Annotated in this window: 20 protein-coding genes and 1 riboswitch; of the genes, 9 read left to right on the top strand and 11 right to left on the bottom strand. The window is 71.2% G+C overall.

Annotation, left to right across the window (positions count from 1 at the left end; translation table 11 throughout):
• Nucleotides 1-13 precede the first annotated feature (13 nt).
• The 5 genes from ACZ3YL_RS18600 to ACZ3YL_RS18580 form a co-directional block, all read right to left on the bottom strand.
• Nucleotides 14-1207: a glycoside hydrolase family 113 gene (locus ACZ3YL_RS18600; protein WP_188308441.1), complete on the bottom strand. Its 1194-nt coding sequence runs from the start codon at nucleotides 1205-1207 to the stop codon at nucleotides 14-16.
• Between the two features lie 16 nt (nucleotides 1208-1223).
• Nucleotides 1224-2675, bottom strand: a complete 1452-nt coding sequence (locus ACZ3YL_RS18595) for a glycosyltransferase family 2 protein (protein ID WP_188308442.1) — start codon at nucleotides 2673-2675, stop codon at nucleotides 1224-1226.
• A 66-nt stretch (nucleotides 2676-2741) separates the two neighbouring features.
• Nucleotides 2742-3632 (bottom strand): hypothetical protein, encoded by an 891-nt coding sequence (locus ACZ3YL_RS18590; protein WP_465658509.1) that lies wholly within the window; start codon nucleotides 3630-3632, stop codon nucleotides 2742-2744.
• Nucleotides 3633-3769: 137 nt separating this feature from the next.
• On the bottom strand, nucleotides 3770-5224 hold the full coding sequence (locus tag ACZ3YL_RS18585; protein ID WP_465658507.1) for a glycoside hydrolase family 26 protein: 1455 nt from the start codon (nucleotides 5222-5224) through the stop codon (nucleotides 3770-3772).
• A 136-nt stretch (nucleotides 5225-5360) separates the two neighbouring features.
• A complete protein-coding gene (locus tag ACZ3YL_RS18580) occupies nucleotides 5361-6443 on the bottom strand; it encodes a hypothetical protein (RefSeq protein WP_465658505.1) in 1083 nt (360 codons plus the stop codon).
• Nucleotides 6444-6790: 347 nt separating this feature from the next.
• Nucleotides 6791-6931: riboswitch (cobalamin riboswitch) on the top strand.
• Between the two features lie 191 nt (nucleotides 6932-7122).
• Here ACZ3YL_RS18580 and ACZ3YL_RS18575 point away from each other — a divergent pair.
• The 5 genes from ACZ3YL_RS18575 to ACZ3YL_RS18555 all read left to right on the top strand — a co-directional run bounded on the left by ACZ3YL_RS18575 (nucleotide 7123) and on the right by ACZ3YL_RS18555 (nucleotide 11714).
• Nucleotides 7123-9543: a ribonucleoside-diphosphate reductase subunit alpha gene (locus ACZ3YL_RS18575; protein ID WP_465658661.1), complete on the top strand. Its 2421-nt coding sequence runs from the start codon at nucleotides 7123-7125 to the stop codon at nucleotides 9541-9543.
• Entirely contained in the window at nucleotides 9543-10559 is a 1017-nt protein-coding gene (locus tag ACZ3YL_RS18570; protein ID WP_188303249.1) for a ribonucleotide-diphosphate reductase subunit beta, read from the top strand. The genes ACZ3YL_RS18575 and ACZ3YL_RS18570 overlap by 1 nt, the downstream gene beginning before the upstream one ends.
• A gap of 186 nt (nucleotides 10560-10745) precedes the next feature.
• A complete protein-coding gene (locus ACZ3YL_RS18565) occupies nucleotides 10746-11117 on the top strand; it encodes a hypothetical protein (protein WP_188303250.1) in 372 nt (123 codons plus the stop codon).
• 94 nt (nucleotides 11118-11211) lie between these two features.
• On the top strand, nucleotides 11212-11466 hold the full coding sequence (locus ACZ3YL_RS18560; protein WP_465658502.1) for a type II toxin-antitoxin system Phd/YefM family antitoxin: 255 nt from the start codon (nucleotides 11212-11214) through the stop codon (nucleotides 11464-11466).
• A complete protein-coding gene (locus ACZ3YL_RS18555) occupies nucleotides 11463-11714 on the top strand; it encodes a type II toxin-antitoxin system RelE family toxin (protein ID WP_350504460.1) in 252 nt (83 codons plus the stop codon). The genes ACZ3YL_RS18560 and ACZ3YL_RS18555 overlap by 4 nt, the downstream gene beginning before the upstream one ends.
• Before the next feature lie 57 nt (nucleotides 11715-11771).
• Here ACZ3YL_RS18555 and ACZ3YL_RS18550 read toward each other — a convergent pair whose 3' ends face one another.
• Both ACZ3YL_RS18550 and ACZ3YL_RS18545 read right to left on the bottom strand, forming a co-directional pair.
• The gene (locus ACZ3YL_RS18550; protein WP_465658500.1) at nucleotides 11772-11990 is read right to left on the bottom strand and encodes a DUF397 domain-containing protein; all 219 of its coding nucleotides are present in this window, start codon (nucleotides 11988-11990) and stop codon (nucleotides 11772-11774) included.
• Nucleotides 11983-12852, bottom strand: a complete 870-nt coding sequence (locus ACZ3YL_RS18545) for a helix-turn-helix domain-containing protein (protein WP_465658499.1) — start codon at nucleotides 12850-12852, stop codon at nucleotides 11983-11985. Before ACZ3YL_RS18545 ends, ACZ3YL_RS18550 begins: the two co-directional genes overlap by 8 nt.
• A 226-nt stretch (nucleotides 12853-13078) precedes the next feature.
• Here ACZ3YL_RS18545 and ACZ3YL_RS18540 point away from each other — a divergent pair, with 226 nt between their 5' ends.
• Together ACZ3YL_RS18540 and ACZ3YL_RS18535 are read left to right on the top strand one after the other, a co-directional pair.
• On the top strand, nucleotides 13079-13492 hold the full coding sequence (locus ACZ3YL_RS18540; RefSeq protein ID WP_465658497.1) for an ATP-binding protein: 414 nt from the start codon (nucleotides 13079-13081) through the stop codon (nucleotides 13490-13492).
• Entirely contained in the window at nucleotides 13489-13761 is a 273-nt protein-coding gene (locus tag ACZ3YL_RS18535; protein WP_465658495.1) for a hypothetical protein, read from the top strand. Before ACZ3YL_RS18540 ends, ACZ3YL_RS18535 begins: the two co-directional genes overlap by 4 nt.
• A gap of 161 nt (nucleotides 13762-13922) precedes the next feature.
• Here the strand turns inward: ACZ3YL_RS18535 and ACZ3YL_RS18530 are convergent, their stop codons facing one another.
• Nucleotides 13923-14516, bottom strand: a complete 594-nt coding sequence (locus ACZ3YL_RS18530) for a DinB family protein (RefSeq protein ID WP_188303255.1) — start codon at nucleotides 14514-14516, stop codon at nucleotides 13923-13925.
• Between the two features lie 262 nt (nucleotides 14517-14778).
• Here ACZ3YL_RS18530 and ACZ3YL_RS18525 point away from each other — a divergent pair, with 262 nt between their 5' ends.
• Nucleotides 14779-15999, top strand: a complete 1221-nt coding sequence (locus tag ACZ3YL_RS18525; protein WP_188303256.1) for a serine hydrolase domain-containing protein — start codon at nucleotides 14779-14781, stop codon at nucleotides 15997-15999.
• Nucleotides 16000-16063: 64 nt separating this feature from the next.
• Here ACZ3YL_RS18525 and ACZ3YL_RS18520 read toward each other — a convergent pair whose 3' ends face one another.
• On the bottom strand, nucleotides 16064-17038 hold the full coding sequence (locus tag ACZ3YL_RS18520; protein WP_188303257.1) for a GlxA family transcriptional regulator: 975 nt from the start codon (nucleotides 17036-17038) through the stop codon (nucleotides 16064-16066).
• A 128-nt stretch (nucleotides 17039-17166) separates the two neighbouring features.
• Here ACZ3YL_RS18520 and ACZ3YL_RS18515 point away from each other — a divergent pair, with 128 nt between their 5' ends.
• On the top strand, nucleotides 17167-17463 hold the full coding sequence (locus ACZ3YL_RS18515; RefSeq protein WP_188303258.1) for a putative quinol monooxygenase: 297 nt from the start codon (nucleotides 17167-17169) through the stop codon (nucleotides 17461-17463).
• A 543-nt stretch (nucleotides 17464-18006) separates the two neighbouring features.
• Here ACZ3YL_RS18515 and ACZ3YL_RS18510 read toward each other — a convergent pair.
• Together ACZ3YL_RS18510 and ACZ3YL_RS18505 are read right to left on the bottom strand one after the other, a co-directional pair.
• Nucleotides 18007-18384 (bottom strand): peptidoglycan-binding domain-containing protein, encoded by a 378-nt coding sequence (locus ACZ3YL_RS18510; protein ID WP_223241857.1) that lies wholly within the window; start codon nucleotides 18382-18384, stop codon nucleotides 18007-18009.
• A gap of 234 nt (nucleotides 18385-18618) precedes the next feature.
• The gene (locus ACZ3YL_RS18505) at nucleotides 18619-21135 is read right to left on the bottom strand and encodes an ABC transporter permease (protein ID WP_465658491.1); all 2517 of its coding nucleotides are present in this window, start codon (nucleotides 21133-21135) and stop codon (nucleotides 18619-18621) included.
• Nucleotides 21136-21158 lie beyond the last annotated feature (23 nt).

Genomic DNA, 21158 nt, shown 5'->3' with positions numbered 1-21158 from the left:
GGCCGGACAGGGCTTACGCGGGCGGGAGTTCGTAGGTCTGCGCGAAGCAGTCGCGGATCGCCTTCTCGGAGCCCGCGCGCCCCGCGTAGTCCATCCGCGGGGTGTCCGGGGTGATCGGCAGGGTCGGGTCGATGCCGAAGTACAGCGACCAGAAGTACACCCCGCTCAGCTTGCGCTGCTGCGCCACCTGGCAGACCGCGGTGAACCAGCTGGCCTGGACGGCCTCGTTCACCTCGGTCTTCTTGTAGTACTCACCGGGCGTCTTGTACGCGCCCTTCTGCGCCGGGATGCCCACCTCGGTGAGCTTGGTGGTGGGCTGCGCGCCCTTGCCGCGCTTGTCGAGCCAGGCGTTCCAACTGGCCTCCAGCTCGGCGATCGAGGCGTCGTCGGCGGCGTTCTTGGCCGGCGGGTAGGCGTCCACACCCGTGACGTCGGCCGGCACCGCGACCGGCGCCTGGGACCAGTTGTCGAAGTTCGCGTCGTACGCCAGCTCGCCGTGGAAGGTCTTGCGCGCCTGCTCGATCAGCCCCGGCCAGTGCGGGTCGCCCTCCAGCGAGTTGAACTCCGTACCGATGGTGAACTCGGCCGCGCTGTGGTCCTGGGCGGTCTTCAGGTACGGCTCCAGGAAGGCGGCGTAGCTGGCGAACCAGGCGTCCCGGTCGGTCGGGGCGATGTTGCCGCGCCACTTGAGGGTGTTGAGGTAGTCGAACACCTCCTCGTCCATGATCGGACGCACGGTGGTGCGCAGTCCGGCCCGGTGCGCGGCGTCCAGCAGCATGGCGAGCCGCTCCGGGGTGGGCGAGGTCGGCCGGGCGGCGACGGCGTTCGACTTGGAACCCGTCGTGTAGTAAGGGAAGGTCACCGACAGGGAGTTGGCGTTCAGGCCGACCACGTACTTGACGATGCGGTCGGCCTTGCCCTGGACGAAGTTGTCCGGGTCCGCCGGGTCGTCCAGCCAGTACACCTGCACGCCCCACTCGGGGCTTCCCTTGGTCCACGGGCGGGCCACCTTGGGGCCGGTGTCCGCGACCGGCGGCGCGTCCTTGCCGAAGCCCCAGACCCGGCCCTGCTCGGTGGGGGCGGCGAAGTGGACGGTGGTGGGGCGCTGGTGGTCGAACCGGATCGGGTGGTCGCCCCACACCACGGGGACGGCGACGGCTATGGCGACGACGACGGTCGGCAGGATGAAGATGGCTGGGCGCTTCAACGGTCGTGACTTCCGATCAGGCCGGCTTGGCGATGACGACGAACTTGTTCTCCTCGCGCTTGAGGAACTTGATCAGCCCCCGCAGCCCGCCCCAGCCCTCCAGGAAGGAGAACACCGGGATGCAGGCCACCACGACGATCGGCTCCCACCACTTGCGCCGGTGGTTGGCCGAGGCGACCACGTTCAGCCGCAGCCCCTCCCAGTAGGTCCAGATCACGTAGGCGAAGTTGATCGCCCACAGCAGCACCACGGACTGGGTGACCGGTGAGGTGTTCCACGTGCCGGTGAACCAGGCGACCATCAGCACCAGGCCGACGTGCTGCAGCGGGCCGAGCACCCAGCTGACCATGCCCATCCCGATGAACAGCCGGTACCGCAGCGGGATGGTCTTGTTGAAGCAGAGCGCGACCAGGCCCCAGGCCCAGCGCTCGCGCTGCTTGAGGAAGTCCTTGACACCGGCCGGCGAGGCGCCGTAGCAGCGGCCGTTGAACCAGTCGCTGCGGCCCGGGTAGCGCTGGCAGAAGTTCAGCGCCATCTGGGCGTCCTCGACGATGGTCTTCGGCCCGAAGTCCCAGCCGATGGTGGCCTCCACCGAGGAGCGCACGATCAGCAGTTCGCCGTGGACGCCGGCGATCGGGGTGCCGGTGCCGGTCATCGCGCGGAAGCGGGCGATGTCGTCGGCCGGGCGGATCGCGTCGGCGAGCCAGGTGAAGGTGGAGACGGCGTTCTCCCGCGGGTACGTCAGGATGCCCTGCGCCATGTGCTTGGCGTCGTCCCCGGCCCGGCGCTGCCGGTTGACGAACTGGGCGACGGCGGCGGCGGTGTCCGGCCCGACGCCGGTGTCGTCGTCCATGTGCAGCACCCAGACGTCGTCCTGCGCCTCGCCCTCCTCGATCCGCAGCTCGTGCGAGTAGTGGTTGGCGCGGGCCTTGAACTTGGTGCCGTTGGCCGTCTGGTACGCCTTCGGCACGGTCACCACCCTGATCAGCGGGTGGCGTTCGGCCAGCTCGTCGATCTTCTCGGCGGCGGCGCAGCCCTCCTCGGTGAGGATGTCCACCCGCATCCAGGGGAAGTACGACGGCAGGTGCTCGACGTACGAGAGCACCGAGCGCTCCAGCGCCGGGTAGGTGTCATGCCGGCCGATGGTCGGCACCAGCACGATCAGGAAGTCGTCCTCGACCGGCGCCGGCGGGGTCATCCGGCCCACCTGGCGCAGCCGTCGGCGGACCATCAGCACCCCCTGGAAGCCGATCAGCACACCGAACACCGGCATGCCCCACAGGATGGTGATCGCCCAGCCGAGCGGGGTCGGGTTGGGCACGTACGCCCAGATCGAGAAGGTGAAGATGATCGCGAAGGCGATGTAGAACGGCAGCACCCGGGGCTTCCACGACATCTGTCGCTCGGCGAGCCGGGCGGCCTCGCGGGAGGTGGTGAGCACCGTCCGCGCGGGGGCTGTCGCTGTCATGGCGGGACTCGTTCCTCGTCTGGTCTCGGTCCGGCCCCGGGCGGGGCACGGGTGGTCGGTGGGCGGTCAGGCCTGCGGCGGCCGGTTCGCCGGCGGGGCGTCGGCGGGCGGCGGCACGACCGGGCCGGGGGCCACCGGGCCCGTGGTCGGCTGGCCCGCGGGCGGCTGACCGGGTGCCGGCTGGCCGGCGGCGGGCCACTGCTGCTGGGCCACGGTCGGCTGGTACGCCGGAGCCGCCTGGGGCGGCGGCTGCTGGGCGTACCCACCCGGCGGCGGCACCTGCTGCGGCAGGGGCTGGGCCGGCGGCCATGCGCCGGGCTGGGGCTGCTGAGGCTGGGGCTGCTGGGGCTGAGGCTGCTGGGCCTGGGGCTGCTGGGGTGCGGTCGGCTGCTGGTACCACGCCGGCTGGGCAGGCTGCTGCTGCTGCGGCCATCCGGGCTGCGGCGGGCCGTACGGCGCGGGCTGCGGTGCGGACGGGGCGGTCTGCATGACCGGCCAGGGCACCCCGGCCGACGCGGCCTCCGGCCGCTCCCGCCACGAGGAGCGGGCGAGCAGCACGATCAGCGCCGCGGTGACGACCACGCCGAGCGCGAAGGTCGCGAGCTTCAGCTCGCCCTCGGTCGTCCCGGTGAACCACTCCCGCTGCGGCCTGTCCAGCAGCGCACCGGTCAGGCTGCGCACCCGGTTGTAGCCCTCGACCAGGGCCACGCCCGCCGCGACGCCGAGCGCCCAGTTGCGCCCGCGCAGCAGCAGGAGGCCCGAGAGCAGGTACAGCAGGCCGTAGTTGAGGCTTCCGGTCTCGGCGTCCACCGAGGTCCCGCCGTAGTAGAAGATGCCCTTGAGGTAGGTCGCGAAGCCGACCTGCCCGAAGCAGTTGTAGGCCGCCCAGCCGAGCAGCACCACGCCCCAGCCGATCGCCAGGCCACCGGCCCCACGCATCGGACGCGTCTGTGTCATCCCCGCACCCCCACCCCTTCGGCCTTCTCCGACCGTCCGTCCGCCCGCCCTCGGTTTCGCCGCCACAGGATGCCACACGGCGCAACGGACCCGGAATCCAGCCCGTTCAACGGATCCCGCCGACGGATCCCGGCGGCTCAGCGGACGTGCAGCCCGCTCCAGTCGATGCTTCCGCCGGACTGGCCGGAGCCGCCGGTGATCGCCAGCGGGCTGTGGTAGGTGGCGTTGACGTCCGCGCTGGAGTTGCCCGGCTGGTCCGGGGCCAGGTTGTCGGCGGTGAGCGCCTGTCCCCAGACCGTCCAGATCGTCCAGGGGGTACGCCGCAGGGTGTCCGGCTGGCGGGAGTTGACGGGCACGGCGAAGGACTCGGCGAGCATCCGCGGCTTGCCGTAGGCGGCGAGCCCGTCGTAGTAGCGCTTGGTCCACACCTCGCCGGTGCCGATCGGGTGCGCCGGGCTGCCGCTGTAGTCGTCCACCCCGACCACGTCGACGTACTGGCTGCCGGGGTAGTAGTCCCACGGGTCCGTCCCCGGGGCGCCGTCCCAGGACACCGGCGTCCAGGCGAACAGCAGGTTGTGCAGGCCCCTGGTCTCCACCAGGTACTTGTAGGTGATCCGCCACAGCGCCTGGTAGTCGGCCGGCTTCTGGCCCGCCCACCAGAACCGGCTGGAGCAGTCCTTGACGTTCATCTCGTGGTACGGACGCAGCAGCACCGGCACGTCCTGGGCGGCCAGGTACTCCAGGTGGTCGGCCAGGTAGGACAGGTCGGTGATCAGCGCGCGGTACTCCGGGGTGTCGCCCGCGGCGTCCACGACCCGGCCGAACCAGCCCGGGTCGGTGGCCGCCGGGGATTTCGAACAGAGCACCCGGTCGAAGGACTTGACGTCGGATCCGGGGTAGGGCTCGTGGAAGGACATGCCGACGATCCCGGCCGGGGCGCCGCCGTTGTCCGGCAGTTCGGTGGTGCTGCCGTCGCAGTTGTGCTGGACGCCGGCGCTGTCGTAGGAGCCGTCGTCGGCGCGCGGGTGGCCGGACCAGACGGCGGCCATCAGGTCGACGGCGTCGTCGGTGTACTGCCAGCCGGCCCGGCAGGTGGGCCAGCGGCCGGCCGAGTAGGAGCGCGGGTTGCCGACGCCCCAGGCGTTCTGGCCGTAGCCGGGGCCGAGGTCGGTCTCCATGAAGCCGGGCAGCCGGCCGGTGATGTCGGCGGCCTTCTTGTAGTAGTAGCCGACCTGCTTGGTGCCCCGGTAGTCGCCGTAGCCGGGGTTGTCGCGCTCGTTGTGCGCCTCGACGTGCTGGCCGATCACCGTGCCGCCGCTGTGCCCGGTGCGGGCCTGGGCCTCCAGGTCCGCGAGGAACTGCTGGACGGCGCGGGCGTTCGGCGAGGCCTGCGGGTCCCGGGCCAGCAGGTCCCGGCCCACGTCCGGCGGCAGGGTCCGACCGGGGGCGCCGACCGACACCGGTACCCGGACGGGCTGTCCGACCACGCTCCGGTCGTCGCGGTCCAGCAGCACGAGGCTGCCCGCGACGACCACGGTGCCGGCCGCGGCCAGGACGGCCGACTTGCCGCGCAGGGCTCTGGGCAGGGCCACGACCGCTCCTCCGGTTGCTCGCCGGTACCGACCCCCACGGACGCAACCGGAACACGCGTACGACTCACTCCGACGAGAGCCTGCCACACTCCCCCGGCCCCGGCGAACGGCTCCGCCGCCGGGGTGTCACGACAGGTCAGCCGGTCGGGGTGGCCGCCGACGTGCCCTGCGAACCGGGCGTGGCGGTGCCCGCCGCCTTGGCCCGCTGGAGCAGCTGGCCCTTCACGTGTTCGGCGAACCCGGAGGATGCCGCGGTCGCGGTGGCGTCGGAGGTGTTGCCGCCCTTCGCCGCGCCGTCGACGGTGAAGTAGGCGTACCGGCCCAGGCTGGCGTGGGTGCCGGTGCAACCGGGGTTGGCGCAGAACGCCGGCGCGCCCGCCGCGGGGAGGCCCTTGAGCTGACCGGCGAAGTTCTTCATCGCGGTCTCGGCCTGGATCTTGTGGTCGAAGACGGCCACGCCGACGGTCACCGCGCTGTCGCCGGAGACGTACGTCGCCCGGAGCACCTTCTGGCAGCCCTGGTCGCCGAGGATCTTGCCGAGCCCGCCGGTGGTGGAGTTGCCGTCCCAGCAGGGCTGGTCCAGCGAGACCACGGTCCGGTTCCAGGTCGCGCCGTTGACCGTCACCTGCAGGGCGGAGAACAGCGCCCCCGCGTCCTGCGGCGCCGGGTCGGTGGCGGCCTCCCAGATCGGCTTCGACGGGTCGTCCGGCTGACCGCCCGGGGTCCCGCTCGCGCTCGACGGGCCGGGGGTCGGCTTGGTCGAGGCGGTGGAGACCGCGCCGCCGCCGACCTTCTTCGGGTCGTCCTTCTTGCCGAGGAGCAGCACGCCGCCCGCGACCGCGCCGCCCACCAGGACGACGGCGGCCACGATGCCGATGACCTTCACCCGGCGCTTGCGCTTGCCGGCGGCCTCGTTGCGGTTCGCCAGCGCCTCCCAGTCCGGCTCGACGCGCTGCGGCGGGCCGGGCTGCGGCGGAACCAGCTGCGGCGGGCCGGGCTGCGGCGGAACCGGCTGCTGGGGAGGCTGCTGCTGCCACTGCGGCTGCGGGGCCGGCGGCTGAACCGGCTGAACCGGCTGGGCAATCGGCTGAACCGGCTGGGCAATCGGCGGGGCCGGCTGGGGCACCGGCGGGACGGGCTGCGAGAACGGCTGCCCGGGCGGCGCCACCGGCCCGTAGGAAGCCGGCGGCGGGCCGAAGCCGCCGCTCGGCGGCGGCACCGGGCCCGGTACCGCCGGCTGCTGATTCTGTGCGCCCCCCGGCCCGGCGGGAGGCGTCCCCTGCGGCCCGTGCCCAGGTACGCCAGTTCCGTCGCTCATGCGCCCAGATCGTAGGGCATCCCCCTGAGCACCCCTAGGCCCGGTGACCGTTCCGTGGCGAAACCAGGACGCGCGGCGCGCGGATCCGGGGGCATCCGACGCGCGGATCCGGGGCGTCCGGGGCGCCGCCGCATCGCCCCCCGGGCGCCGCTCCGGCCCTCGGACGACCACGAACCGTCACCCGCCCGGGCACCGCCGGTCATCACGCCAACACGCCACGCCGCACTACATGTGGTGTCGCATCGAGGAGACACCACTACATGTATGCTCGCTTCTGCTGTCGATGCAGGGGAACCCGGTGGGAGTCCGGGACTGCCCCGCAGCGGTATGCGGACGGCTGGAGCAGCCGTACCGCGAGTCCGAGTACCTGCCGAACAGCGTGCCCACGGCCCTCCCGCAGAGGCCGCACAAGCACCAGCACCACACCTCCGGGCCTCGCGGGCGGGCCGGGGAGACACCTCGCGCGACGCTTTCCGCGTTCGCGCCGTGCTCCCCTGCCCAGATCGGTCCGGTACCCCCCCGATCACGCCGCCGATCGCCGCCAGGAGAGAGCGCCTTGACCACCGCTGCCTCAGTCACCCTGCCCGCTCAGGGCACCGGTACCGCCTTCACCGACCCGACGGTCTCCGACCCCGGGGGCGCGCTGCTGAGGGTGCTCACCGACCGCAGCACCGACCTCCCCGAGGTCGACCCCGGCCATGTCGCCGCCGCCGCGCTGCGCGGCCGCCACGCCGGCTCGGACTTCGCCGAGCTGCGCGGGCTGGCCGTGGACGCCGCCGCGTCGATGATCGCCGAGGACCCCCAGTACTCGAAGCTGGCGGCCCGTCTGCTTGCTCTGGAGATCGTCGACGAGGCGAACAGTCAGGGCTCGGTCTCCTTCTCCGCCTCGATCGCCGTCGGCCACGCCGAGGGCCTGATCGGCGACACCACCGCCGCCTTCGTCGCCAAGCACGCCCCCGCCCTGGACGCGCTGATCGACACCGCGGGCGACGACCGCTTCGAGTACTTCGGCCTGCGCACCGTCCAGTCCCGCTACCTGCTGCGCCACCCGATCACCCGCAAGGTCATCGAGACCCCGCAGCACTTCCTGCTCCGCGTCGCCTGCGGCCTGGCGGTCGGCGACTCCGAGCAGTCCGTGCGCGAGGTCGCCGAGCTGTACGGCCTGATGAGCCGCCTGGAGTACCTGACCTCCTCGCCGACGCTCTTCAACTCCGGCACCCGGCACCCGCAGATGTCCAGCTGCTACCTGCTGGACTCGCCGCTGGACAACCTGGACTCGATCTACAACCGCTACGCGCAGATCGCCCGCCTCTCCAAGCACGCCGGCGGCATCGGCCTGTCCTACTCGCGCATCCGCTCGCGCGGCAGCCTGATCCGCGGCACCAACGGCAAGTCCAACGGCATCGTGCCGTTCCTGCGCACCCTCGACTCCTCGGTCGCCGCCGTCAACCAGGGCGGCCGCCGCAAGGGCGCGGCCTGCGTCTACCTGGAGACCTGGCACGCCGACATCGAGGAGTTCCTGGAGCTCCGCGACAACACCGGTGAGGAGGCGCGGCGTACCCACAACCTCAACCTGGCGCACTGGATCCCGGACGAGTTCATGCGCCGGGTGAACGCCAACGCCGACTGGTCGCTGTTCTCCCCCGCCGACGTCCCCGAGCTGGTCGACCTCTGGGGCGCCGACTTCGACGAGGCCTACCGCAAGGCCGAGCTGGCCGGCAAGGCCGTCCGCACCATCCCGGCGCAGACCCTCTACGCCCGCATGATGCGCACCCTGGCGCAGACCGGCAACGGCTGGATGACCTTCAAGGACGCCTCCAACCGCGCCGCCAACCAGACCGCGCTGCCGGGCCGCACGGTGCACTCCTCCAACCTGTGCACCGAGATCCTGGAGGTCACGGACGACTCCGAGACCGCCGTCTGCAACCTCGGCTCCGTCAACCTCGGCGCCCACGTGGCCCCCGGCGCCTCCGCCGACGACCTGCTGGGCGCCATGGACTGGGAGCGCCTCGACGCCACCGTGCGCACGGCCGTCACCTTCCTCGACCGCGTGGTGGACATCAACTTCTACCCGACCACCGAGGCCGGGACGTCCAACTCCCGCTGGCGCCCGGTCGGCCTCGGCGTGATGGGCCTCCAGGACGTCTTCTTCAAGCTGCGGATCGACTTCGACTCCGCCGTCGCGAAGCAGCTGTCCACGATGATCTCCGAGCGCATCATGCTCACCGCCTACGAGCGCTCCGCCGACCTCGCCGAGCAGCTGGGCCGCCACGAGGCCTACGGCGAGACCCGCGCCGCCCGCGGCGAACTGCACATCGACCACTTCCCGACGGCCGCCCCCCAGTGGGCCGACCGCTGGACGGCGCTGCGCGCCCGCATCGCCGAGACCGGCCTGCGCAACTCGCTGCTGCTCGCGATCGCCCCGACCGCGACCATCGCCTCCATCGCCGGCGTGTACGAGTGCATCGAGCCGCAGGTGTCCAACCTGTTCAAGCGCGAGACCCTGTCCGGCGAGTTCCTCCAGGTCAACCCGTACCTGGTGCGCGAGCTCAAGGAGCTCGGCGTCTGGGACCAGCAGACCCGCGATTCGCTGCGCGACGCCAACGGCTCGGTGCAGGAGCTGGGTTGGCTGCCCGCCGAGGTCCGGTCGCTCTACCGCACCGCGTGGGAGCTGCCGCAGCGCGCGCTGATCGACCTGGCCGCGGCCCGCATGCCGTACCTGGACCAGAGCCAGTCGCTGAACCTCTTCATGGCGGCGCCGACCATCGGCAAGCTCAGCTCGATGTACGCCTACGCGTGGAAGGTCGGTCTCAAGACCACCTACTACCTGCGCTCGCGCCCGGCGACCCGCATCGCCCAGGCCGCCTCCGGCACCGCCCGTGCCGCCGCGCCCGTGCCGACCGACACGATTCCCGTCGGCACCCCCACCCTCACCCCGGAGCAGGAAGCCGCACTGGCCTGCTCCCTGGAGAACCCCGAGTCCTGCGAGGCCTGCCAGTAATGACTGCCGACGACCGCAAGATGCTGCTCGACCCCGGCTTCGAGCTGACCCTGCGCCCGATGCGCTACCCGTCGTTCTACGACCGGTACCGCGACGCGATCAAGAACACCTGGACCGTCGAGGAGGTGGACCTGCACTCCGACGTCGCCGACCTGGCGAAGCTCAGCGAGGGCGAGCGCCACCTGATCGGCCGCCTGGTCGCCTTCTTCGCGACCGGTGACTCGATCGTCGCCAACAACGTCGTGCTGAGCCTCTACAAGCACATCAACTCGCCCGAGGCGCGGCTGTACCTCTCGCGGCAGCTGTTCGAAGAGGCCGTGCACGTCCAGTTCTACCTGACGCTGCTGGACACCTACCTTCCGGACCCGGAGGACCGCAACGCGGCCTTCGCCGCGGTGGAGAACATCCCCTCCATCCACCAGAAGGCCCAGTTCTGCTTCAAGTACATGAACGCCGTCGACCACATCGACTCGCTGCAGACCAAGGAGGACCGCCGCGCGTTCCTCCTGAACCTGATCTGCTTCGCGGCGTGCGTGGAGGGTCTGTTCTTCTACGGCGCGTTCGCGTACGTGTACTGGTTCCGCTCGCGCGGCCTGCTGCACGGCCTGGCCACCGGCACCAACTGGGTGTTCCGCGACGAGTCCATGCACATGGACTTCGCGATGTCGGTCGTCGACACGGTTCGCGAGGAGGAGCCCGACCTCTTCGACGACGAGATGGCCAAGCAGGTCACCGAGATGCTGGAGGAGGCCGTCGAGGCCGAGCTCCAGTTCGCCCAGGACCTGTGCGGTGACGGTCTCGCCGGCATGAACACCGACTCCATGCGCCAGTACCTGGAGGCCGTGGCGGACCAGCGCCTGGCCCGGCTCGGGATGCCGATCCGCTACGGGTCCACCAACCCGTTCGGGTTCATGGAGCTCCAGAACGTGCAGGAGCTGACCAACTTCTTCGAGCGCCGCGTGTCGGCGTACCAGGTGGCCGTCGAGGGCACCGTCGCCTTCGACGACGACTTCTAAGTCAACAGCGTTCAGCAAGACAGCGGAGCTGCCGTCCCACGGCAGCTCCGCTGTCAGTTCTCGGTATACGGGGGTAGCCCAGACATGCCCAAGCTCCAACAGCGTGTGATCGACGGCCCGTTCGGGCCGATACAGGTCAGTCATGATCGCTGGCCGTCCGTCATCGCCCGGGTGCAGGGGACGGGGATGCCCACCGTCACGGTGGTGCCCGACCGCGACCACGGCGCGATGAACATCGGCGGCCACAACGTGCCGATGAGCCGGAAGTCCCGCACCCGCACTGCCGTGGTCGGCGACCGCACCTACGAGCTGCGGTCCACCAGCCTGCGCCGGGCGGAGCTGCGCCGCAACGGGGTGCTCATCGCCCACGCGCGCGGCACGTACAGGTCATACGCCCCCGGCCGCTCGATTCCCGGCCTGGACGCCAAGGTGACGTGGTCCCACGGCATCGACCCCACGGATGTGGCTGTAGGCCAGTCCATGGTCATCGGCTTCGGCGCCGGCGCCCCGGGCGTGGTTCTGAGGACCATCTTCTTCTGGTACGACAACCTCAGCTGAACCGCACTTCGTTCCTCGCTGCCACCCAAAGCAACGATCAGTGACTTGAGCCAACACCTCGCACCATAACAAGCGAGAAGTGTACACTTCTGCCATGAGTGAGACTCTGCCCATGACCGAGGCGCGAGCGAGATTCGGCACTCTGGTACGCCGCGCCTCCCACAGCCGCGAACGCATCACCATCACCGACCACGGCCAGCCCGCCGCCGTGCTCATCAATCCGCAGGAGCTCGCCGACCTCGAAGATGAGCTCGCAGTCGCCCGCTACCGCGCCCGCCAGGCCGAGGGCACCGTCGCGAGCGTTGCCCACGAGGACGTCCGGTCCCTCCTGGGCCTGGAGCGTGAATGACCTACCAGATCACCTGGGACGAGCCTGCGATCAACGCAGCCGCCCGGTTCCTCAAGGATGACGCGGACGGGCTTCGCCAAGTCATGGACGCCGTCGACCTTCTGGCCGACGACCCCCGACCGGCAGGCTCAGCACCCTATGGCTCCCCGGATCTCCGCCGGATCCACATCGGCCGGTACCGCGTTCTGTACGAGGTCGCGGAGCAAACGGTGACCATCGCGGTCATCCACATAGGCCGCATCATCTGAGTTCGCCAGCAGGGGTGCCCCGCACGGCCACAGCCCGTGCGGGGCACCCCTGTTGTTTCAGTCGGTCGGAAACTCCCCGGACTTGACCCCGGCCACGAAGGACGCCCAGGCATCAGCCGGGAAGAGCAGAGCCGGCCCACCCAGGTCCTTCGAGTCCCGGACGGGCACAACCCCGACCACGCCTATGGCTATCTCCACACAGTTGCTCTGCGCACCTGAGAACGATGATTTTCTCCAGATGAGCTCAACGGCCGTACCCTGGGGGACGCTACTCATCGCTGTCATTTCCTTTCGCAATGCGCTCGATGAACGCAATCGACTCCTTGCGGGGCAGCGACTCGGCCAGACCCCGCCGGAACAGGCTGGAGTACTTGAAGACCTCGCCTGGCTCCTCGATGTAGAGCGTGCTGAGGAGACTGTCCACGTACACCACGTCCGTCTCCGTACTCTCGGGGAAGCTCAGGATGACGAGCGGACCGAACAGCGCCGCATGAACATCCGATTCCTCCGGCAGCACCTGGATGTTGATATTGGGCTGGCCCGCCATGGCGACCAGATAGTCGAGCTGCTCTCTCATCACCGCCCGCCCACCGATCTGGTGCTTCAACACGGACTCCGACAGCACGACCCAGAGCCGAAGCGGCGATTCGCGCGTCAGGACCGATCGCCGCTCCAGCCGGACCTTCGTCAGTTGCTCAACCTGCTCGACGCTGGCGTCCTCTATCTGCGCCCGAACGACAGCCCGGGTGTAGTCCTCCGTTTGCAGGAGCCCGGGGACAAGGAAGGTCTCCACGCTGTAGGCATCCGAGGCATCAGCCTCCAGCGAGATGTAGTCGGCGTAGAGCGGCGACAGCGCGTCCGAATACCTGTCCCACCAGCCGCGCAGGCGTCCCTCCCGGGACAACTCCTCAAGTCGGCTACGCACCGCATGGTCCGTCACACCGTAGAGGTCAAGCAGCAGCCTGAGGTCCACGAGTCTGATACCGGACTGCGCGGCTTCGATCCGGCTGATCTTGCTCTCGGCGCAGTCCAGCTGCCTGGCGGACTGAACCATCGTCATCCGCGCAGCAACCCGCAACTCCTTGAGCGTTCGAGCGAGCCGTCGCTGTCGAACCGTCGGATTCCTGTTCACGGGCACGCGTTGACCTCCCAGCCGTATGTGCGCTGCCAGTCTGCCGCCCTCCGCTCGGGACAACAATCTTTGACCAGTTCCAAAGTATGGACTTGCACTCCAGAAGACATGAGGCGCATGCTACTTACCGTAGTCCGCTAGTCGACACATCGTGATCATGGCGGGCTTCCACCGGGCATCCCCATGCCTTCTCCAGCCGCTCTCACCTGCACACTCCAGAGGTGGCCCTGCCATGCGCGAACAGACCTGCTGGCTCCCCCGACACCCCAAGTCCCCCCGCAACGCCCGCCAGGAGCTCCGCGAGTTCCTCCACCCCCACCCCGCCGCCGAACCCCTCCTCCCCACCGGCGAGTTGCTCCTCTCCGAGCTGGTCACCAACGCCGTCCAGCACGCCCGCGCCCCGCGCGACCGCCTGATCTTCGTCCGCCTCCAGCTCCCCTCCCCCACCACCCTCCGCATCGAGGTGCACGACGCCGACAGCGAGAAGCCCTCGCTCCGAACCGCCTCCACCACCTCCGAGACCGGCCGGGGCCTGCTCCTCGTCCGGGAACTGGCCTCCGAGTGGGGGTGCTGCCCGCGCCGGGGCGGCATCGGCAAGTTCGTCTGGTTCCACCTCTCCACCGGCTCCGAGGCGGCCGCCGCATGAGCGCCGTCCAGGCCCGGATCACCGGCATCATGCTGCCCACCGTGTTCCAGAGCCTCGACCACGCGCTGCCCGTGCTGTGGGACCACGTCCGCCGGCGCCCGATCCGCGCGGCCCACCGGGACTTCATCCGCCTCTGCATCGGCCCGGGCGGCGGCCAGGGCGTCGCCCACTGCCTCTCCCGCAGCGGCCGCTGGAGCGTCACCCTCTACGTCGGCGACATGACCGACTGGACCGCCCACCCGATCACCATCACCACCCACCAGCTCTGAACTCCCCCGTCCCCGCCCGGCATTCACGCCGGGCGGGACAGGGCACTGGTGCGCCGGAAGTCGACCCTGCCGACTTCCGGCGCACCGTGTCAGCAGTGCTCCTCCCAATCCGAGACGCAGAGCTGGGACTACTGCCGCACAGGGGCGGCGTCGGGGCGACCTCAGCGCTGCTTGGCCTGGGCCTCCTTAGCGGACGCCTCCAGTCGGTTCCGGTAGTCCTGGTACCAGGCCTCGTCGCCGCCATCCATGTTGCCGTTGTCCTCCCGCATACCGGCCTTGCCGTCGATCAGCTCGCGGACAATGTCGGCGTGGCCGGCGTGCCGGTTCGTCTCGGCCGTCATGTGCAGCATGATCCGCTGAAGCGTCACGTCTCCATTGTCGCCCCACCAGGCGACGTGGCCCATCGCGTCGAGCGGTAGCGCCTCGATCGTCGCGTCCGCGTGCGCCCAGGCGCGGTGGTAGAGGCTGAGAACGTCCTCGCGCGACTCGTCGGCGGGTGCCCACATGTCCGAGTTGGGCTCGGCGTCCTCCTCGTGCCAGGGGAGGGATTCGTTGTGCGGGCGGCCGAAGGTCGGGCCGAAGTACCCGAGCTCGACGCTGGCGAGGTGTTTGACGAGGCCGAGGAGATTGGTGCCGGTCGGTGTCAGGGGGCGGCGGATGTCGTACTCGGACAATCCGTCCAGCTTCCAGACGACGGCTTGGCGGGCTGCCTTGAGGTAACGGTGCAGGTCATCCTTGGGATCATTGGGCTTCATGGGCCGAGTCTCGCATCGCCTGCCGACAGCGGTCTCGTGACTTTGCCGGAGCAGTGGAGCCACCACCCGAACTCACCGTCCCCGCCCGGCATTCACGCCGGGCGGGGACGGCTCGAACGCCAGTAGCAGTCCTGACGTGCCCTCAGGGGTGGGTCAGGGGCGGATCGGGGTTGGTCCCGATACCGGGCGGGCCTGCCGCCGAGCAGGATGGATGACGTCGCTGAGGCCCACTCAGCCGTATCGATCTCACGGGGTGCCCCACATGAAGCCGTTCGCCCGTCGTGCCGCCGCGCTCGGTCTGGCCTGTTCCGCCGTCGTCGGCCTCACCGCCGTGTCGGGTGCCCAGGCCTTCGCCGCGAGCGGCGGCAACTCCACCGCCGCGACGGCCTTCCCGGCGCTGGACCCCGCCGCGCTCCAGGCCGCCCTTGAGACCCGGCCCTCCGACAATGCCGCCGGCGCGGTCGCCCTGGTCGCCGAGCCGGGCCAGTCGTGGAAGGGGTCCACGGTGGACAGCCAGACCGGCCGGAAGATCCCGGAGAACGCGCACTTCCACGCCGGCAGCATCTCCAAGGTGTTCGAGACCACCGTCGTCCTGCAGCTCGCGGCCGAGGGGCGGATCGACCTCGACCAGACCGTCCAGCACTACCTGCCGGGCCTGCTCCCGGACACCTTCGACCCGATCACCGTCCGCCAGCTCGTCAACTACACCAGCGGTCTGCCGAACGTGGACGAGGGCAAGCCCGCCGAGAGCGCCGACGAGACGATCGCCGACCGCTACGACTACCGCACCTTCGACGAGATCATCCAGGGCACCCTGCGCCCGGACGACCGCCCGTGGCCCGGCCCGCACTTCGCGCCCGGGAGCAAGCAGGAGTACAACTCCCTCGGCTTCCGCATTGCGGGCAAGCTCATCGAGCAGATCACCGGTGACTCCTTCAAGGACGAGGTCACCGCCCGCATCCTGGAGCCCCTGCACCTGAGCCAGACCTCGGTGCCGGAGGACGACCCGCGGATGCCCCGCCCCTACCTGCACGGCTACATGGCCGACGACCGCGGCCGGGCCGTCGACACCAGCGAACAGGGCGGCGACCCGTCCAACATGATCTCCACGACCGCCGACCTGGACCACTTCCTGACCACGCTGCTCCAGGGCGGCCTGCTGCCCGCCGCGCAGCAGAACGAGCTGTTCACCCTGCCCAAGGACGACGCGGGCAAGCTCGTCCCGTTCGTCGGCGGCACCTCCTGCAACCAGGTGGCCTGCTTCGGCGCCGGCCTGATGTCCACCCCGCTGCCGAACGGGGCCGTGCTCTGGGGCAAGACCGGTCACGACGACGGCTACGCCAACGGCATGTTCGCCACCCGCGACCTGTCCGTCCACGCCGTGTACTCGGTCTCCAACCTGGGCCTCGACTTCGGCGCCCCGACCCCCCTCGCCAACCGCCTGCTGACGGCGGTCCTCGCGCCCGCCGCCTCGCACGGCTGAGGCGGTCGGCCCTGTCCCCGCCCGGGGTGCACACCGGGCGGGGATGCCCGGAGCCCGCGGCCCGTCAGTCCGCGCCCGAGCCGCCCTGGCGCAGCGCGTCCAGCGTGGTGCCGCGCTTGCGCCGGACCAGCGCGCGCAGGGTGCCCACGTTGCGGTAGCCGACCCTGGTCGCTATCGCCTCGGCGCTGAGCGGGGTGGTGCGCAGCAGGAAGGTGGCCTGGTCGAGCCGGACTTCCTGGACGAAGGCCAGCGGCGTCATCCCGAGGACGGCCTGGGCGGTGCGCTGGAGGGTCCGTTCGCTGACGCCCAGTTCCCGGGCGGCCTCGGTGAGCGGCGGCGGGTCGGCGATCCGGGCGCGCACCCAGCGTTCGAACGCGGCCATCGTCGGGTCGGCCTGGGCCAGCAGGGTCGGTACGGCGAACGCGGCCTGGGAGGGCCGGTCGCCGATCAGCAGGTAGCGGGCGACCGTGTCCGCCAGTTCCGGGCTGTGGCGGCGCACCACCCAGAGCGCGAGGTCGATGTGGGCGAAGGCGGCGCCGGCGGTGGTCGCCCGGCCGTCCTGGACGAGGGTGCGGGACTCGTCCAGCAGCACCCCGGGGTAGCGGGTGCGGAAGAACGGGCCCAGCCACCAGCTGGTGGTGGCCCGCAGCTGGTCGAGCGCGCCGGCCTCGGCCAGGAAGAACGTGCCCGTGCAGGCGGCGCCGACCGGGGTGCCGGCCTCGGCCAGCCTGCCGCCGAGTTCCGTGGCCCAGGCGTTGGCGGGTGAGCGGACGGCCGCCAGCACCGCGTCGGGTGTCTTGAACCCGGTCGCGGGCATCAGCAGCAGGTCCGGCCGGTGGGGCAGTTCGTCGGCGGGCACGGTCGCCAGGGTGAGGCCGTTGCCGGTGCGCACCTCGGTGCCGGCCCCGACCACGGTCACCGTGAACGGCGGCGTCTCCTCGCCCTGGAGGCGTACGGCGTTCGCCGTGCCGAGCACGTCGAGGAGGGCGGAGAGTCCGGAGTCGAAGATGCCGTCGACGGCCACCAGGGCGATCTGCATGTCGGAAACGGTAGCCGACACGTCGTTTCCGCCACTCGTGGGTCGGTTTTCGGCCCCGTAGCTTGTGATTCGGGCCGAACGGGGCCCATCCCGCAAGGGGCTTCACGACACGTACGAGGGAGACCGACATGACGCTCAAGCTGGGTGTGCTGGCCCTGCTCACCGCCAAGCCCGGAAAGGAGTCCGAGGTGGCGGCGCTGCTGGACACCGCCCGCGCCATCGCCGCCGAGGAGGCCGGCACCCAGGTCTGGTACGCCTTCCAGGTCGACGGCTCCACCTTCGGCATCTTCGACGCCTTCGCCGACGACGCGGGCCGCCAGGCCCACCTGACCGGTCGCATCCCCGCCGCCCTCGCCCAGGTCGGCCCGGACCTCCTCGCCGCCGACCCGGACATCCGCCTGGTCGACATCCTCGCGGTCAAGTAACCCTTCCGCGTTCGGGCCCGGTGTGCGGGAAGTCGGCCCCAGCCGACTTCCCGTGCACACCTCAGCCGTGGCGCTCCCGGTCATCCGCGCCGCAGCGGCCGGAGCCCGGCGTCCACGCCGGGCGGGGAGGGAAGTCCCGCGATCTGGACCCCACCCGTCAACGCGAACGAGCGGATACGACCCCTTCGCGTGAACGTGGGCATAGCGACTCCGGCTACGGGCAAGCTCGACCATGGCGATCAAGCCGCACCGCCCGCTCAACCGGGCGCCCCCGGAAGGAAGTTGCCATGGAGAACTCAACAGAAGGCACGGTCTCTTCGGGCTGCCAGTGCGGCCCCGGCTGCTCCTGCGGCTGCCAGAGCGGTGGGTCCTGCCAGTGCGGCGGGTCCTGCCAGTATGGCGACTAGGGCCGCATGACGTCCTCGGCGACGAGGATTCCGGCGGCGCGGCCGGCCCCCGCCGTGGTGCGGGCCCTACGCGAAGGGCCCGGCCTCCCGGCCGGGCCCACCAACACCGACGCCTACCGGCGCCGAGCGCCGAACGTCACTTGAGAGTGGGCAGGTAGGGGTAGCAACCGTAGTAGTCCTTGGTGGCCTCGACCATGACGTCGCCGGTCCTCGGGCCGACGACGCCGTCCTGCTGCAGGCTCGCCCACGCCTGGATGGCCACGATCGCCCCGTAGGTGTCGGGGCCGAACGAGCCGTCCACGGCGATCCCGTGGTAACCGGTCTGGTACTGCAGGTCGTTGGAGATCTCCTGGACGCACTTGACGCTGGCATACGTGTTGCTCTTGCCGTAGCCGACCCAAAGGGAGCCGGAGTTGGGCACGGCCTGGGCGGTGCCGCCCAGGGTGCCGACGGTGACAAGGGCGGCAGTCGCGAACAGGAACGCGCCGCGCCGCTTCATGGAGGTGCTGGTCAAGGAAACCCCGATTTTGTGATTGAACTGATCGTCAGACCCTGGACTATACGGGTGTCCTACTGGCGGGTCACCAGTACGGGCCTGGCACACCGCGTCCGGCCACTCCCCTTCACCGACCACCCGACACCCATGGACTCCGACCCGCATCCAGGCTTCACCTACGGCCCGGCGTGGCTCCTCATCACCGGCTGAACAGCCGCCTGCCCCACGCCGGACGTGGGGCAGGCGAGTCGCTCACGCCTCCGCGACGGCCTCCAGCGGGCTCAGCGCCGCCGCCCGACGGGCCGGGACGGCCGCCGCGACCGCGCCGAGCGCCAGGGAGGCCAGGCACACCAGGGCGAGCGTCCCCCACGGCAACACCAGCGCGTACTGCGCCATCGCGCCACCCGCCAGCGCCCCGACCGCCCAGGCGCCGAACACTCCGCCCGCCAGGCCCAGCAGTGTGCCGAACGCGGCCACCGTCACGGCCTCCAGACGGATCATCCGACGGATGCCGGCCCGCTCCATGCCGAGCGTCCGCAGCGCGCCGATCTCCCGCGTCCGCTCGGCGACCGACATGGCCAGGGTGTTCACGATGCCGAGAGCCGAGATCACCACCCCGATCGCGAGCAGCCCGTACATCAGGGTCAGCAGATCGCTCATCGTCCCGGCGGACTGGCGCACCAGGGCGGCCCGGTCCTGCACCTTGAGCAGCGGGTTGTCGCCCACCGCCGTCCGCAGCCCGCCCTCCGTCGCGCCGTCGCCCTTGACCAGCACCCGCTGCACGGAGCCGGGCTTGAAGCTGCCGCGCTGCACCTCGTCCCGGGCGCCGAGCACGTCGTGGGCGGTCGGGTTGTCCCGGTAGACGCCCACCACGGTGTACCCGGTGAACTCCTCGCCCCGGCCCATCCGGGCCTTGAGCTGCCCGCCCGTGCCCACCCGGGTCTCCCGGGCGACGCTGTCGGAGACGGCGATCCGGCCGGGCCCGAGGTCCTTGAGCGAGCCACTGACGAAGTCGAGCTTCATGACCTGCCCGACCCCGGCCGGATCGACGCCGGAGACCTCCCGGACCCGGCCGCCGACCACCATCGTGGAGTCCGCGACCGCACTCGCCGTCCGCACCCCCGGGGCACCGGCCAGCCGCTGGACGGCCGCCGGGTCGATGCCGGTCATGGTGCTGCCGGTGCTGATCACGTAGTCGGCCCCGAGGCCGGCCGCCACCTGCCGGTCGAGCGCCCGCCCGGTGGAGCTGCCGATCGTGGCGAGGCCGCTGACCAGCGCCGTACTGATCAGCAGGGTGGCGGCGGTCGCCGCCGTCCGCCGGGGGTCGCGCAGCGCGTTCTCCCGGGCCAGGTGGCCGGTGATCCCGAACCGGCGGGTCAGGCGCCCGGTCACCCGGATCACGGGAACGGCGAGCGCCGGCGCCAGCACGACCAGGGCGACGACCAGGACCCCGCAACCGAGCATCGCACTGCGCAGGTTCTCCTCCGAGGCGTCCTTCGCCGAGCCCGTGAGCGAGACCAGCAGGCCGACCCCGAGCACCAGCAGCCCCGCCCCGACGACCGTACGCGGCCGCGACCGCCCGTCCGGCTGCCCGGCCGAACGCAGCGCCTCGATCGGCGCGATCCGCGCCGCCCGGCGCGAGGGGAGCCACGCGGCCGGCACCGTCACCCCCACCCCGACGAACAGCGCCGCCGCCACCGGCCGGGCCCCGATCACCAGTGGGCCCGTCGGCAGCCGGTTCCCGTCCCCGCTCAGCAGGTCCGGCAGCACGGCCGCGACACCGAGCCCGAGCACGAACCCCACCGCCGACGCGACGACGCCGATCACCACGGCCTCGGCCAGCAGCGAGCGCACCACCTGGCGCCGGGTCGCGCCGACCGCCCGCAGCAGGGCGATCTCCCGCCGCCGCCGGGAGACCAGCATGGTGAAGGTGTTGACCACCAGGAACGAGCCGATGAACAGCGCCACCCCCGCGAAGACCAGCGGCATCTTCTGGTAGCCCCGGGTCAACGTGCCGACGTAGATCGCCTGTTGGGCGGCCTGCGCCTGCCCGGTGGTGACCTCGGCCCGGCCGGCCGGGAGCAGCCCCTCGATCCGCCGCGCCAGCTCGTACTGGTCGGCCCCCGACCCGGCCGCGATCTCAAGGCCGGTGTAGTGACCGGGAGTTGCGAACAGCTGCTGTGCGGTGGCCCGGTCGAACAGGGTGAGGGTGCCGCCGGCCGTGACCCGGGTGTCCCGGGTGGTCACCACGCCGACCAGGCGGGCCGTGAACGCCGGGCCGTCCGTGGCCAGCGTGACCGTGTCGCCCGGGTGGAAGCGGCCCGCGTCCGCCGTCCCCCGGTCGACGGCGATCTCGCCCTCGGCGGCGGGGGCGCGCCCCTCGACCAGCGGGTACCGCCCCGGGTCGTACGCGGACGCCAGGTTCGTCCCCTGCCTGACCCGCAGCGGCGTGCCGTCGGCCGAGTTCAGCACGGCACTCCCGTCGGCGGAGGGCCGTACCGCCGCCACCCCGGGCACGTCCGCCAACCGGCGTGCGAGCGCGTCCGTCAGCACGTTCGGCTGCTCGGGGGCGGTGGGGGACTCCTTGGCGGTGACGCTCACCGCGACGTCGGCGAAGTTCTTCGACGCGGCGGCCCGGTACGCGGCGGCGGTCGAGTCCGCGAAGACCAGGGTTCCGGAGACGAAGGCGACACCGAGGCAGACCGCGAGGACGGTCATCAACAGACGCGCTTTGTGCGCCAGCACGTTGCGCAGGGCTGTGGTCAGCATGAGCAGCTTTCGGAAGGAGGAGT

Source organism: Kitasatospora sp. NPDC023176 (assembly GCF_055560495.1).
This window is presented reverse-complemented; position numbering and strand designations above follow the sequence as displayed.